This window comes from Prevotella nigrescens (assembly GCF_031191185.1).
Lineage (GTDB): Bacteria > Bacteroidota > Bacteroidia > Bacteroidales > Bacteroidaceae > Prevotella > Prevotella nigrescens.
Genome location: NZ_CP133464.1, coordinates 110,953 through 126,141, shown reverse-complemented (window position 1 = coordinate 126,141; position 15,189 = coordinate 110,953). Strand labels below are relative to the sequence as shown.

Sequence of the window (15,189 nt, the reverse complement as noted above, 5' to 3'; positions counted from 1 at the left end):
CATAAAAACAATATTTTCAAACTGCTGTTATATGGCACAACGAGTACACATTTACTTATGTTTATAGAACAATCTGCACGCTGGTTGCGATGGCTTTACCCACACGCTTTGTGGCGAATGTCGCCCGACGAACATGCCGTCTACCTCACATTCGACGACGGTCCGATACCCGAAGCAACGCCTTTCATACTCGACACGCTCGACAAATATGGTGCGAAAGCAACCTTCTTTGTGGTTGGCGACAACGTAAGGAAGTATCCTGAACTCTACGAAGAAGTGGTGCGCAGGGGGCATCTGGTGGGCAACCACACCTATCATCACCTGGGTTCGTTCAAGCATTTCACCCTTACCTATGCCGTTGACGTAACCGAAGCCAACGCCCTTATCAAGTCAAAGTTCTTCCGTCCGCCGCATGGGTGGCTCCGCCATAGTGTCTATCGGTGGGTGAAACGGAGGTACAGGGTGGTTATGTGGGACCTTGTAACCCGCGATTACTCCAAATGGCTTACGGGACACGACGTTCTCCGCAACGTCCGCAGGTACGCACGCAATGGGTCTATCATTACGTTTCACGATTCGTTGAAGAGCATCGACAAGCTTCATTACGCCTTGCCGCATGCTTTGGAGTGGCTGAAACACGAAGGATATGAGTTTAAAATATTCAAGGAAGGAGATTAAAGCCGAGGCAGAAAGTCTCGGCTTTTTTGCTTGTGGCGTTGTACCTGCAGCACCGGTAGATGCCGAAACGGCTGCTGCCGTGCGCCGTTGGATAAGCAAAGGCAGCCAAGCCACGATGGACTACATGGCGAACTACACCGAAAAGCGGCTCAATCCCTGCTTGCTCGTGCCCGGAACGAAGTCCATCGTGTCGCTCGCCATGAACTATGCACCTGCCAAGACCATGCCCGAAACCGAGTATCAGCTGGCTGCCTACGCCTACGGGCAGGACTATCACGATGTGATGAAGGCGAAACTACGACAGCTTGCTGCCATTATCATCAACAACTTTCACACCAATAACCATGAAGAACCCACCGGAGAGATACGTGTTTTTGTAGATACAGCTCCCGTTTTGGAACGCTATTGGGCGCAGCGGGCAGGTTTAGGGTGGATAGGAAAGAACCATCAGCTCATCATTCCCCATGCCGGTTCGATGTTTTTTCTCGGCGAAATCTTCCTGCCTTTCGAGTTCGACAGCTACGACAGCCCCATGCCGAGCCGCTGTGGCAAGTGCCGCCGTTGCATAGAAGCCTGTCCGACCTGTGCAATAACCGATGACTTTAATTTCGACAGCGAGCGTTGTCTGTCCTATCAGCTCATCGAAAACCGTGGCGAACTCTCCGAACAAGCCAAACAGAGCATGGGTTCAACCATCTATGGGTGCGACCGCTGTCAGACCGCCTGCCCATGGAACAAGTTTGCAACGCCCAATACTACGCCCGAGTTTCAGCCCAAGTCCGAGCTGCTTGCCATGACGAAAGCCGATTGGCACAACCTTACCGTCGAGCAATATCGTGCCCTTTTCAAGGGTTCGGCAGTGAAACGTGCCAAGTTCGACGGTCTGAAGCGGAACATTTCCGCCAAGGACAAAACCTGATTTTTGCTTGTCGTGGCTGTCAGGAATGCGATGAATGCCACTCCTACATTCCCGGCTGCCTTGCGTCCGTTATATTTCTGACACCTAAGAAAAGTGTAAGTGTTTTCACAAGAATAGACTTCATGTAACTCATTCATTATCAGTGCATGGCGAAACAGTGGGATTGGCATTGCAAAAACGCCTGTCTTGCCTCCCAAAAGAGCCTGTTTTGCTTTCCAAAAGAGCCTGTTTTACAAACCGGGACAATGTGCACACTCCGTCTGACCGATGTTTCGGCAGACGGAGCCATGTGCATTCTACTTGTTCGCTTTCTGTTTTTGTGCTTCGTCTTTAATAATATCGGTTATGCCATTGATTATTCTTTCGATGGCTAAACCACTTTTTTCGCTCATCATTTTTATGGTTGCGCGCGATGCAACGAGCTTGCCCAAAGGAGTCTGCAGCATGCGGAACGAGGGCGTAATCTCGGCTAAACGCTTCTTCAGGAAGGGGTGTTGCCTTAGCAAATCCTTCAGTTTCGTGTCCTCCGTAATCTCCGTAATCGCTTCGTTTGCCCCCTCCGTCTCGGTTTTGTCGGAGTTCTCTTTGTTCTCTGCAGGCGTTTCTGTTCCCTTGCCGGCAGGTTCTTTGCCATGGTTCGCCCATGTAAGCAGCGTCTGACTGCCCTCCAATTCACGAATGTGCGTACAGTCTTGCATCACTTCGAGTACACCTCTGAAGCGTCCCTGTGCATCTCTCACTGCCACGTAAGTAATGTACAGGAACACGCCGGGCTTGTTAATCCAGAACTCCGCCTTGTCTTGTTCGCCGCTTCTGAGCTTGTCTACCACTTCGCGAACAATGTGTGCGCTCTTCTTCGGGTGGCAATTCATCACCTCGCGACCTATTACGTTCTTGCTCCTGGGGAAGATACGGTGGTCTGTATCAGAGTAGAAACACACCAGTTCGTTCTCGTCTACGAACGAAATATCGAACGGAAGATGCTGGTAAATCAGGTTTATTTGCTCCAAAGTAAGTTTTCCGGTAGTTACGTCGAGCTTGTTTTCGGGTGCCATTCCGTAGCCATATTTGGACAGAAGCGCCTGCAAGTCGTGTGCAAAACCGTCGCCTGCAGGCTGTTGCGTAGCCGTTGCCGATGTCTTGGGCTTATGTTCCACGCTGAAGAAAGCGAAGCCAATCTCCTGGTCTCCCTCCTTCATTTCCTCAAATTCATGTTCGTTTATCAGTGCCATCGACGTAGGATAGAGAATCACTTCCTCCTTGTGCATCAGGTCGCGGGCATAGTCTATGAGTTCCCGTTGCTTGGCAATGAATTCCTCTTCCTTGTCTTCGGCGAGCAATGCAGCCGATTCTCTGATGATGTCGCGCACCAAGTCGTCGAAGGTCCACATCACGGTGGTCGGGCGCGTGAAGCCCTTTTGTTCCAGCACGGGGTAGAGCTGGTTCTGTTTCCGCTTATAGTGCAGCGGATATTGACTAATCTTGTCGTATAGTTCCAGCCATTGGTTCTTGATTACGGGGTACTGAATCAGGTCTTCAGCCGACAGCAGCAGCTTCCGCATCTCGTCGTTCTCACGGTAGTAATGCGTAATGGGGTGGTCGTCGGGAAGGTCCGGTCGCGAGTAGTCCATGAAGCCATCGAGCAGCTGCAGCGTCTTCGTCATGTTCACGCGAATGCACTCGTGGTCGTCCTCCTCGGTCATCGTCTGTTCTATAAGGGCTATATGGTACGGTCTTATTTTGCCAACCTTTTCGGCAAACAGCTTCCGTGCCTCTTCGAGCGACATCTTTCCGCTTTCGTACAAGTCTTCTATTTCGAAGATTTTGTCTAACTTCTCTTGGTCTATCTTAGGCAAATTCGCCTTCATTTTGTTCTCCATTGCAATTCGTTTTTATTGTTACCGCTACAAAGATAGCACCTATTTATAAAAGAGAAAGGTAACATTTGTGCTTTCACCGCATTAAAATAAGTTAAACATATAGGCAGACAGATAGTTCCGAACTCTATTCCCCTATTAATTATAATATAATTCTAAATAGTTGTCCGTACCTTTATTAATATGCCGAATACATGCTTTCAAATTCTTTGCCCGTCTTTTTTCGTTATTTTCCCGCCATAATCAAAATATATTTCGTACATTTGCAACCTTAAAGAAAACAGGTAAAAGAAAAAGATAAATATGTCTAAGAAATTCGCCGAACATACCGGATTGAACTTGGTACGTACCAACAAGGACGTGTTGGAAGAATGGAAGCAGCACGGCATCTTCCATAAGAGCATCGACGAGCGCGCGGGTGCACCGCAATTCGTCTTCTTCGAGGGTCCCCCCTCTGCAAACGGGCACCCCGGAATACACCATGTGCTGGCACGTGCCATTAAAGATACCTTCAACAGATACAAGACAATGCAGGGCTTTCAGGTACACCGCAAGGCTGGCTGGGACACACACGGACTGCCTGTGGAACTCAGCGTGGAGAAAGAACTGGGCATTACGAAGAAAGACATCGACAACAAGGCGTCGGAAAAATACATTTCTACCGAAGAATACAACCATAAATGTCGTGAGAACGTGATGAAGTTTACAGCCGAATGGCGTAAGCTTACCGAGGATATGGGCTACTTTGTAGACCTCGACCACCCTTACATCACCTACGACAACAAATATATAGAAACGCTTTGGTGGCTGTTGAAGCAGCTCTACAACAAGGGTTTGCTCTACAAAGGCTACACCATTCAGCCCTATTCGCCGGCTGCAGGCACGGGACTTTCGAGCCACGAGCTGAACCAGCCCGGCTGCTATCGCGATGTGAAAGATACCACTGCAACGGTGCACTTCACCATCGTGGAAACCGATTGGGCTGCTTTCTGCCGGAAGCAAGGCATCAAGACCAACGCTTGGGGCAAGCCATCGTTCATTGCTTGGACCACTACGCCATGGACATTGCCATCGAACACGGCACTCTGTGTGGGTCCGAAGATAGAATATGTGGTAGTTGAAACCTACAATCCATACACTGCCGACAAGGCAACAGTGGTACTGGCATCTACCCGAGTGGCGGCTTACTTCAAGCCCGAAGGCGAAGTGAAGGAAGGCGAAATGCCTGCCTACGAACCAGCCGATAAGGTTTTGCCCTACCGTATCGTAGGAAAGGTAATGGGAACCGACTTAGAAGGCATTCACTACGAGCAGCTCATGAAATGGGTTAAGCCCGTTGAACGCATCGGAGAACTTGCTCCCGCATTCGTAAACAACTACGCCGAGGCGCACAAAGATAAGGTATTCCAAAGCGAAGACGGCAGAGACGCATTCGTAGAGATGGAAACCGAAGCCTTCCGCATTATTCTTGGCGACTACGTTACCACCGAAGACGGTACAGGTATCGTGCACATAGCACCTACTTTCGGTGCTGACGACGCCAAAGTAGCACGAGATGCCAGCATTCCGGCACTCTACCTCATTTCAAAAAAGGGAGAAACACGACCCATGGTGGACTTGCAAGGCAAGTATTACACCTTAAACGAACTCGACAAGAACTTTATCGAAGCCTGTGTAAACAAGGAGGCTTACGGCAAACACGCCGGCGACTACGTGAAGAATGCCTACGACTCACGTTTCAATCCTGATGGCGTGTGGGACAAGAAAGCATCGGAAAAGGCGGAAGACCTTAACATCGTGATGTGTATGGAGATGAAAATGGCTGGCGAAGCCTTCAATATTCAGAAACATACACACAACTATCCGCACTGCTGGCGTACCGATAAGCCTATTCTTTACTATCCGCTCGACAGCTGGTTTATCAAGGACACCGCTGCCAAAGCACGTATGGTGGAACTCAACAAGACCATTAACTGGCAACCGGAATCAACCGGTACGGGACGTTTTGGCAACTGGTTGGAGAACCTGAACGACTGGAACTTGAGCCGTTCGCGCTTCTGGGGTACGCCGTTGCCCATCTGGCGCGACTCAAACCGCAACGAAAAGTGCATCGGATCGGTCGAAGAGCTCTACAACGAGATTGAAAAAGCCGTCAGTGCAGGCGTTATGAAGAGCAATCCGCTTAAGGAACGCGGTTTCGTCGTGGGCGATTACAGTCAGGAAAACTACGACCGCATCGACCTGCACCGCCCTTACGTGGACGACATCGTACTCGTAAGCGATGCAGGAGAGCCGATGAGGCGTGAGGACGACCTCATTGACGTGTGGTTCGACAGCGGTTCCATGCCGTATGCACAGCTCCACTATCCGTTCGAAGGCGAGATAAACAAGGAAGGTTTGGCAAAAACAAGACTGACGGAGGCGGAATATCGCAAGCAACTTGTACATTCTACATACAGCGGAACAGCCGTTCCACCAGCTTTCTATCCTGCCGACTTCATCAACGAAGGGGTAGACCAGACACGCGGTTGGTTCTTCACGCTCCACGCAATCGCCACAATGGTGTTCGATTCGGTTGCGTTTAAGAACGTAATTTCTACCGGACTCGTGCTCGATGCAAAGGGAAACAAGATGAGCAAGCGCGTAGGCAACGTTACCAATCCGTTCGAAATGATGGAGAAATACGGTGCCGACCCGGTGCGTTTCTACATGATGACCAACAGCGAACCGTGGGATAACCTGAAGTTCGACCCCGAAGGCGTGGACGAATGCCGCCGCAAATTCTTCGGCACATTATATAATACGTACAGCTTCTTTGCCCTTTATGCCAACGTAGACAACTACGAGGCACCCGCAGAAGGGGCTGCCGTGCTGACGGAAGACGCAACAGAGATAGACCGTTGGATAATTTCAAAGCTCAATTCGTTGGTGAAGAAGGTTACGAAAGAGCTGCAATCGTTCGACCCAACCCGTGCCGGACGACTGATAGACAGCTTTGTGAACGACGATTTGAGCAACTGGTACGTGCGTCTGAACCGTAAACGCTTCTGGGGAAAGGAGATGAGCGGCAACAAATGCAGTGCTTACGATGCGCTGTACACCTGCCTTATGACGGTGGCAAAGCTGCTCGCACCGTTCGCTCCGTTCTATGCTGACCAGCTCTATCACGACCTTGGGGGGAAGAAAGAGAGCGTACACCTTGACAAATGGGTCGTTGCGAACATGGCAGACATAGACACCGACCTCGAAGCACGCATGGACATGGCTCAGCGCATCACCTCCATGGTGCTGGCTTTGCGCCGTAAGGTGAACATTAAAGTGCGCCAGCCACTTGCACAAATCATGATTCCAGCCATCGACGACACGCAACGACAGCGCATTACAGCCATGGCAGACCTCATAAAACACGAAGTTAATGTGAAGGAACTCAACTTTGTGGAAGGTCAGGGCATACTCGTGAAGAAGGTAAAGTGCAACTTCCGTGTCATGGGAAAGAAGTACGGCAAACTCATGAAAGACGTTGCAGCAAAGATGAATAGCCTGAGCCAAGACGAAATAGCACAGTTCGAGCAGAGCGGAAATTATACTTTCGACCTGCAAGGCGAGCCTGTCAGTGTAGACGTAGCCGATGTAGAGATAATCTCGGAGGACATGCCGGGCTGGCTTGTAAGCAACGAAGGCAACCTCACCGTAGCACTCGAAGTAGACCTTACCGACGAACTGAAGCGGGAAGGAATGGCGCGCGAACTTATCAACCGTATTCAGAACCTCCGCAAGGAAACCGGTTTTGAAATAACAGACCGTATCATCGTTACCGTACAACCGAACGAAGAAGCAGTCGCTGCCATCGATTCCTTTGGCGAATTTATAAAAAATCAGGTGTTGGCAAACAATATTCTGGTAGCCGAAAACGATGGGACGGAAGTGGAGTTCGACGACTTTAAACTCAAAATACTTGTGCAAAAAGCATAGAGAAGGATACTGCACGTGGTGGCTGGACGCTCTTCCATCACGGTGCAGTACACCTTATTACATATATAGAGAACAGATAAATCCAAGTGAGATACTATTAAACTAAAAACTATGGAAGGAAAGAAGCGTTACAGCGATGAGGAACTCGAGGAGTTTCGCGCTATCATTAACCAACGATTAGAGGTTGTTAAGTCGGACTACGAAGAGACAATGAAGGTCTTGATGAATAAAAACACCAACGACGTAAACGACACTTCGCCTACCTACAAGGCTCTGGAAGAAGGCAGTACAAACCAAACCAAGGAGGAGTTGGTGCAAATGGCACAGCGACAGCAGAAGTTTATACAAAGCTTACAGGCTGCATTGGTGCGCATAGACAACAAGACGTACGGCATAGACCGCATTACGGGAGAGCTAATTCCCAAGGAACGCCTCCGCATAGTGCCGCATGCAACCCTCAGCGTGGCATCGAAGCAAGCCAATAAAGACCATTAAAGGTTGAAATGAGCAACAAAGGGAAATGCACAATCGCAGTAACAACCATCGTTTTGTTACTGCTGATTGACCAGATAATAAAGGTATGGGTGAAGCTGAATATGAATATCGGCGAGGAAATCGTCGTGTTCAACTGGTTTCGCATATCGTTTATAGAAAACCGTGGCATGGCTTTCGGAATGGAAATAGGCAGCAAACTCTTTCTGAGCCTGTTCCGGATAGTTGCCGTAGGTGCGCTGACGTGGTACATTTACAAGCGTATTAAAGAGGGAGCACGCATGGGTTACATCATCGTATTGAGCATGATATACGCCGGAGCAGCCGGAAACATCTTGGATTCGCTCTTCTATGGCGAAATCTTCACGGCGTCGCACCCCTATTATACCAATCTTCCGCCAGCCCATTTGGTACCGTGGGGCGAAGGCTATGCCTCTGTATTGATGGGCAACGTGGTAGATATGTTCTCGTTTCCGCTCTTCCACGGCACCTTCCCCGAGTGGCTTCCGGTGTGGGGAGGCGAGGATTTTACTTTCTTTTCGGCAATCTTCAACTTTGCCGATGCCTGCATCTCGGTGGGTGTGGTTGTGCTTTTCCTTTTCTTTCGGGGCGACTTCAACAACACGAAAACTATGCCGCCGACAACGGAAACGACCGACGACATAGCCGAAAGAACAACAAGTACAACCGAAAACAGCGAAGAATAAACTACAATAATGTACACACAGAAACACAGCACAGTACAAGTTGCGTGGGCAAAACTATGGGTTCTGCTCGCTTTCGTGCTGGTTTCGTGTAAGCCTACCGTGCCTTCCGACTACATTCAGCCCGGAGAAATGGAGGATTTGTTGTACGATTACCACGTAGCAATGTCGATGGCAGCGGTTAAAAATGCCAATCCAACAGAACAAGAAGCCTACAAGTTGGCTGTGTTTGAACGCTACGGAATAGACGAAACAAAGTTCGAAAGTTCGCTGAAATACTATATGCGGCACACCGAACGGTTGAAAAAGATTTACGAAAATATAGACGAACGACTGAAAAAGGAAGCACAAGCGCAAGGTATATCGGCTTCCGACTTCAGTCAATACGGCGATGCTTCGCTCAAAGGCGATACTGCTAATGTGTGGAACAGGGCAAAAGCAATGATATTAATGCCACAACCGCCTTACAACTACCATTATTTTGAGGTTAAAACAGATACTGCTTTCCATAAGGGAGACCTGCTGACGCTCGAGTTCGACCCGCTTTTCATCGTGCAAGATGGTACACGCGAGGGCATGGCAGTGTTTACCGTAACGTTCGGAAACGACAGTATTGCAACCGAAACAGCACGCTTCTTCAGCGAAGGACACGAGGCTGTGCCTATCCGGGACGCAGGGCATGTGGGCATAAAGCGGGTGCGTGGCTACTTCTTTATGCCGCAACCGCAAGAGCGTTCAACCACTTTCCGACTCTTGGCAATTACCAATATCAAGCTGATACGCATGCACGAGCAGAAGCAAACGCCTGCAGCAGCTGCCGATTCAACCAATAATACGTACCCGATACGTAATGTTGGAGGTGAACCGGTGCATAAAGACCAGGGCAAAACAACTTCCGATGCTGACCGACCGGTTATTGCCGACGACCGCGCAGTGCAGGAAGCAATGCACAAAAGAGGTCTTCCGATGCCTCCGACACGATGAGAAGGATAGCCGTAAACGCAGTTATCTGTGAGAAAGAACGTATAGAACCTGCTGTAATAGAAATAGTTGGAGACAGGGTCGAACGTTTTTTCCAGCTTACGGAGGAGCTTTCCATGACGGAATGGATAGGCGGCGAGGTTGTTGTCCAAGGGCGTCAAGGCGGGCTTCGAGCCTATAAAGATGGGCAATTGCTTGCCGAAAGGTAGCCGCTTTAGGGCATTTAGGTTTTGGGGAGGCACTATGGGGGATAGTTTTTTAGGTTCCCTATTGTTCCTATAAATACTATTTTGCATAGTACCTAATAGGTTTCCGAGTGTTCCTTAGCGACTTTAAACGAATAAAAAGAAACAAAAAACAATATAAAGCAAATGCAACTCTTCGTTAGTTTATTGCTTGCAGCACTCTCGTTTGGTTCCCCTGTGCACATACATGTACAGCTTGCAGGGAACTTTGGAGAGCCCCGACCCAACCATTTCCACGGCGGAATAGATGTAAAAACCGAACGTGGGGTAAACTTCGGCATCTATTCCATCGCCGACGGATACGTCTCTCGTGCCATCGTGGGCGAATATGGCTTCGGGAAAGCACTCGTCATCGCACACCCCAACGGCTATTCCAGCTTCTATGTACACCTCAACCGCTTTGCTCCACAGGTGCAGGCAGCTGTGGAACGCTGGCAATATGCACACCATAGCTACAATGGCGATGTACATTTCCGACCCGGCGAAATTCCCGTAAGCAAGGGACAGTTCGTTGCGCTCAGCGGAAATACCGGTGCATCGCAAGGTCCGCATCTCCATTTGGAGATGCACCAGACGGCCACTGGAAATCTTATGGACCCACTGAATTGGCTTTCACACATCGTACCCGATACCGAATCACCCACCGCTTATTCTTTCAAAAGCTATCCGCAGGCAGGCAAAGGCGTCTTCCAGAACACACAGGAAAGTCGTATTTATTCCTTTGGCAACACCCGATACCGTGCCTGGGGCAAGGTAGGATTCGGCACATGGGCTTACGACCACATGGACAGCGTGTACAACAACTATGGTGTTCGCCATACCGAACTGTACTGCGATGGCAAGCTTATCTACAAAAGCAATGTGGACAACATACCCCAACGATGCAACAGAATGGTGAACGTGTGGGGCGACTACGAGCATTTTGCCAGCCGTCGGACGTGGTATCTGAAGTCGTTCCTCGAACCCGGCAACCGTCTTCCGTTCATTAAGACGACCGCTGCAAGGGGCATCATCGACTTCAACCAGTCGCGCGAATACCACCTGCAATACGTTTTCAGAGATTATTATGGCAATAAAACCGTGAAAGACATCTATGTTTTGGGCACACCGCAAGCCATTCAGCCTGCACAACCCATTGGTGGTGCTAATGCATTGCTTGTAAATCGCAACAACAACGTGCCTTTCGGAGCAGCTTTGTTACATGTTAAAGGTTCGTTGTTGGCACGCAACTGTCTGCTTCAACCGCAGCAGACACCTCTTGGGAAAGCCCTTTCGGCAGGCTATCGCTTCGCTCCCTTGTCGTTACCGCTGCTCGGCTACACCGATTTGAAGATACGAGTAACCTCTCCAACAGCCAATCCTTCGAAGCTATACATGGCAGCCATTGCCCGAGGAAGTGCTGCCGGTGCTCCGCCAATGTACTGTGGCGGAACTTATAAGGACGGTTGGGTGCAGGGAAACATACGCGACTTGGGGCTGGTTTACTACGTTGCGCACGACAATACACCGCCTGCCATTCGACAAACATCGGGAGTTCCGTCATCATTGGCTTTCCATTTGTCCGACACAGGTACCGGCGTGAAGAGCTACGAAGCCTATATCGACAACAAGTTTGTGCTGTTCGAACAGGGTAAAGACCGCTCCATCATCTTCTGCGACCTGCGCAAAACGCCTGTTCTATCCACGAAAACGCAACACACGTTGCGTATCGTTGCCACAGACAGACGCCAGAATGTAGCTACCTACACAACGAAACTCACTTATTAAACCCTTATATAAATAATGTGAAACTCTAATTTTTTAAAACCTACATAATTATGAAAAAACTACTTTTAGCAGTGCTTGCTCTCTGTTCATTCGCATCGGCGGAGGCTTGCACAAACTTTATTGCAACACGAGGAGCTACTACCGACGGTTCGGTGTTCGTTACCTACAGTGCCGATGACTATGGTATGTTCGGCAAACTCTGCCACTATGCTGCCGGCAAACACGCAAAAGGCACCAAGCGCGAAATCGTTGATTACGACTCAGGCGAAAGCCACGGCTTCATCGATGAGGCTCCCGAAACCTATAATGTAATAGGAAATATTAACGAATATCAGGTCAGCATTGGTGAGACAACCTACGGCGGACGCAAGGAAATGGTAGATAATACAGGACTTATCGACTATGGTTCGCTCATGTATCTTGGCTTGCAGCGTTCCAAGACAGCCCGCGAAGCCATCAAAATCATGACCGATTTGGTTGAGAAATATGGTTATCAGTCAAGCGGCGAAAGCTTTACCATTGCCGACCCGAACGAGGTCTGGATTCTCGAAATGATGGGTTGCGGTGGCGACAAGAAGCAAAAGGTGGTATGGGTTGCCGTGCGCATTCCCGACGGAATGATTTCCGGACACGCCAACCAGGCTCGTATCGGACAGTTCTCTACCTACAACACCGATGTAATGAAATCTAAAAACTGCATCAAATTTGCCCGTGAAAAAGGTTGGTTCAGCGGAAAAGACAAGGACTTTAACTGGAAAATGGTTTATGCAGCACCCGATTTCGGCGGTCGCCGCTACTGCGATGCACGTGTATGGAGCTTCTTCAACCACTTTAAAGACATGTCTGAATACTTGCCTTGGGCACTTGGCAAGGACAAGAATGCCAAGGACATGCCCCTTTGGATAGCTCCAGACCGCAAGCTAACCCTCGCCGACATGGAGATGAGCATGCGCGACCACTACGAAGGAACAGCCTTGAGCACACTCAACGACTGCGGTCAGGGACTTTGGGAAATGCCTTATCGTCCCACGCCACTGACATTCGACTACAACGGAAAGAAATATTTCACCGAGCGTCCTGCCTCTACACAGCAGAGCGCATTCTCATACGTATGCCAGTTGCGCACATGGTTGCCACGCGAAATAGGCGGCATCATCTGGTTTGCCAACGACGATGGCAACATGGCAGCCTATGTTCCAATCTATTGCAGCAACGTTGAGCGTGCCGAATGCTTCAATACTCCGGGGGCAGATGCCGTTACTTTCTCCGACAAGAACGCATTCTGGGTATGCAACTGGGTAGCAAACATGGTTTATCCACGCTACTCTCAGATGTTCCCGGCACTGAAAGCCGTGCGCGACAAGTTGGAAAAAGGCTATGCAGACAATCAAGCCAGAGTAGAAGCAGAAGCGGAAGCACTGTACAGGACCGACAGAGACGCTGCCGTTAAGTTCCTGAACGACTACTCAATAGCCAAGAGTAATGAAATGATGGACGAGTGGAAGCAACTTGCAACCTACCTGATTGTGAAGTTCAACGATATGGCAGTGAAACCCGAAAAGGACGGTAAGTTCGAACGTACTGCCACCGGTTGGGGTGCACGTCCGTCTCGTCCGGGCATGAGCCAAGCCGCTCGCAAGGCACTGATAGAACAAACCGGCGACAAATTTGAGGTGCCGGCAGAATAAAATAATATTTTTTTTATTTACAAAGAGAGCAGTTCCAAAGTAGCATTTGGACTGCTTTTTTGTCTCCTTTGGGGGTATCATTTCATCGCATACGCATATTCGTTCGTCATTTTGTGGGTGTGTACGGATACGTGGGCACAATAAATCTGCCCCTATGGCTGCTTGTGGGCTGCTAACAAGGCAATGAACATTCCGTAGAAAATTTACGTTTACCCACGAAATGGGTTGTGAATGTATTCTTATATCGTCTTCTTCCTATTGTTATATTGTTTGTTCGGTGCTAATTAGGCATTGCTTTTGCGAGTGGTTAGATGTCTATTTTGCTTTGTTTTGGGGTTCAACGTCGCTATATTCTACCTTTATGTGGAACAGCGGAGTAATGTTAATGCACTGCTGTTCTAAGTCTTCTTCTATGTAGTATTTGCCACCTGGAAGTAGTGTGACTTGTGTTTCGTACGATAAAAATTCGTCTTCGCCATACGATCTTCCCTTTTTATTTGCTATTACTCTAAGCTTAAACTGGTGTGTTCCCGGCGATATGAGGCACTTTTTGTATATCCAATGGATTATGCCTTTGCCATTTGGCACACCGTCTATGGCATCTATGACAATTCGTTTTGGCTGAATAGCCGACCTGTTTTTCTTAAAAATAAGTGTTACGGCATTGGTATTTTTGTTCAGCCAACGCCTTGTTTCTCGGAAATATTGTAGGAGAAAGATGATTCCAACTAACTGTTCGGCTGCAAAAAGAGTTGGAAATCCATACCGAATAATCATACTATTGGAGAGCGAAGATAGTAAGGACGACAATCCGGTTAGTGTATAAATGGAGATGAAAATGCCTGTAAGAATGTTCGCTTTGGCTTTATTGGTTTGATGAGAAAGCTTTGCTTCGAAATAGATGGCTATAAAAATAGCATATACCAATCCCGATAAAATAATTATATATATTATTATTGTGTAGTTAAAACCCATACTATTATTATTTCTTTACGCCTGCAAACGAAGGTTTAAAGCCTGTTGTGGTTCGCCTTTTTCTATGTTTGGGGTGGTGAAAGCGGTGAATATCAGGCAGAACCAAGCATTTATACGAGGTGTTTAAAGGTAGGCAAGAGCGCACGCTAAATGGGCAACAGTTTTGCAAAATAGCGTTGCTTTGATACCTAAATGCAAACTTACTGAAAATATTTGGATAAAAAAAGATATATGTAAACAACTTGTTTGTGTTTTAATGGTATTCTTTTTACATAGTTTTTTGTTTGTCGTTATGTGGCTTAAAAGGCATTCTATCTTTCTTAAATCATCTGGTTTTTCTATAGTTTTTAGGAAAGATAGAGCCATATATCCTTTATTCTACGTTATTTTTTGGCAACTTTATTTTTTCCAGAACAAGCTTGTTATGTCGTGTAGCTGGTTGTTTTCCAGAACCTTATACATACGTTGGTTGGTGCGTCGGCTGTCCAATCCACCCAGATGGCGTATGTATGGTCCCACCTTAATGTAGTCGAAGTGGGGCAATTGAATGTCGGGAGATAGCGTGGTACGCCCTGTGTACCAGCCCACTTTTATGTTTTTGTGGTGCGTTTTTATGTAAATAGCCAGTTGGTTGATTGCCTCCGGGTCGCTGTCGCCCCCCATAAAGCCTATACACGTGATGCGTTCGCCATCTTCGTTCAGCATCTTTTCTATTGCTTCTGCCGTTAAAGGGTCGCCCACATCTTTCCAAAGGAAGGTGCTATGGCAGCCCGGACAGCGACAGGGACAGTTGGAAAGATTGATAGCCAACGTAACTTCGTTGGGGAATTCCTGGAAAACAATATCGGTATTTATGTATTTAAGCATTACAAATCTGGGGTTAAAATTGTG

Annotated in this window: 12 protein-coding genes; 9 read left to right on the top strand and 3 right to left on the bottom strand. The window is 48.3% G+C overall.

The window, feature by feature from the left end:
* The first annotated feature begins 57 nt into the window (after positions 1 to 57).
* Together RDV52_RS00440 and queG are read left to right on the top strand one after the other, a co-directional pair.
* Positions 58 to 678: a polysaccharide deacetylase family protein gene (locus RDV52_RS00440; RefSeq protein ID WP_004367443.1), complete on the top strand. Its 621-nt coding sequence runs from the start codon at positions 58 to 60 to the stop codon at positions 676 to 678.
* Positions 647 to 1,597: a tRNA epoxyqueuosine(34) reductase QueG gene (queG, locus tag RDV52_RS00435; protein ID WP_004367442.1), complete on the top strand. Its 951-nt coding sequence runs from the start codon at positions 647 to 649 to the stop codon at positions 1,595 to 1,597. Before RDV52_RS00440 ends, queG begins: the two co-directional genes overlap by 32 nt.
* Positions 1,598 to 1,893: 296 nt before the next feature.
* Here queG and RDV52_RS00430 read toward each other — a convergent pair whose 3' ends face one another.
* Positions 1,894 to 3,477, bottom strand: a complete 1,584-nt coding sequence (locus RDV52_RS00430; protein ID WP_004367441.1) for a PAS domain-containing protein — start codon at positions 3,475 to 3,477, stop codon at positions 1,894 to 1,896.
* Between the two features lie 300 nt (positions 3,478 to 3,777).
* On the opposite strand from RDV52_RS00430, the gene ileS reads away from it, so the two are divergent.
* The 7 genes from ileS to RDV52_RS00395 all read left to right on the top strand — a co-directional run bounded on the left by ileS (position 3,778) and on the right by RDV52_RS00395 (position 13,323).
* Positions 3,778 to 7,446, top strand: a complete 3,669-nt coding sequence (gene ileS / locus RDV52_RS00425; RefSeq protein ID WP_004367440.1) for an isoleucine--tRNA ligase — start codon at positions 3,778 to 3,780, stop codon at positions 7,444 to 7,446.
* Positions 7,447 to 7,557: 111 nt separating this feature from the next.
* Positions 7,558 to 7,941, top strand: coding sequence for a TraR/DksA family transcriptional regulator (locus RDV52_RS00420; protein ID WP_004361796.1), 384 nt, complete (start codon positions 7,558 to 7,560; stop codon positions 7,939 to 7,941).
* 8 nt (positions 7,942 to 7,949) lie between these two features.
* Positions 7,950 to 8,645, top strand: coding sequence for a lipoprotein signal peptidase (locus RDV52_RS00415; protein ID WP_004367439.1), 696 nt, complete (start codon positions 7,950 to 7,952; stop codon positions 8,643 to 8,645).
* A 9-nt stretch (positions 8,646 to 8,654) separates the two neighbouring features.
* Complete coding sequence (locus RDV52_RS00410; RefSeq protein WP_004367438.1) at positions 8,655 to 9,626, top strand: DUF4296 domain-containing protein; 972 nt, start codon at positions 8,655 to 8,657, stop codon at positions 9,624 to 9,626.
* Positions 9,623 to 9,832: a hypothetical protein gene (locus tag RDV52_RS00405; RefSeq protein WP_004367437.1), complete on the top strand. Its 210-nt coding sequence runs from the start codon at positions 9,623 to 9,625 to the stop codon at positions 9,830 to 9,832. Before RDV52_RS00410 ends, RDV52_RS00405 begins: the two co-directional genes overlap by 4 nt.
* A 162-nt stretch (positions 9,833 to 9,994) precedes the next feature.
* Entirely contained in the window at positions 9,995 to 11,635 is a 1,641-nt protein-coding gene (locus tag RDV52_RS00400; RefSeq protein WP_004367436.1) for a M23 family metallopeptidase, read from the top strand.
* Positions 11,636 to 11,685: 50 nt separating this feature from the next.
* Complete coding sequence (locus RDV52_RS00395; protein WP_004367435.1) at positions 11,686 to 13,323, top strand: dipeptidase; 1,638 nt, start codon at positions 11,686 to 11,688, stop codon at positions 13,321 to 13,323.
* 315 nt (positions 13,324 to 13,638) lie between these two features.
* On the opposite strand, the gene RDV52_RS00390 is transcribed toward RDV52_RS00395, so the two are convergent.
* Positions 13,639 to 14,250: a hypothetical protein gene (locus RDV52_RS00390; RefSeq protein ID WP_223381206.1), complete on the bottom strand. Its 612-nt coding sequence runs from the start codon at positions 14,248 to 14,250 to the stop codon at positions 13,639 to 13,641.
* Positions 14,251 to 14,697: 447 nt separating this feature from the next.
* Positions 14,698 to 15,165 (bottom strand): anaerobic ribonucleoside-triphosphate reductase activating protein, encoded by a 468-nt coding sequence (nrdG, locus tag RDV52_RS00385; RefSeq protein WP_004367432.1) that lies wholly within the window; start codon positions 15,163 to 15,165, stop codon positions 14,698 to 14,700.
* Positions 15,166 to 15,189 lie beyond the last annotated feature (24 nt).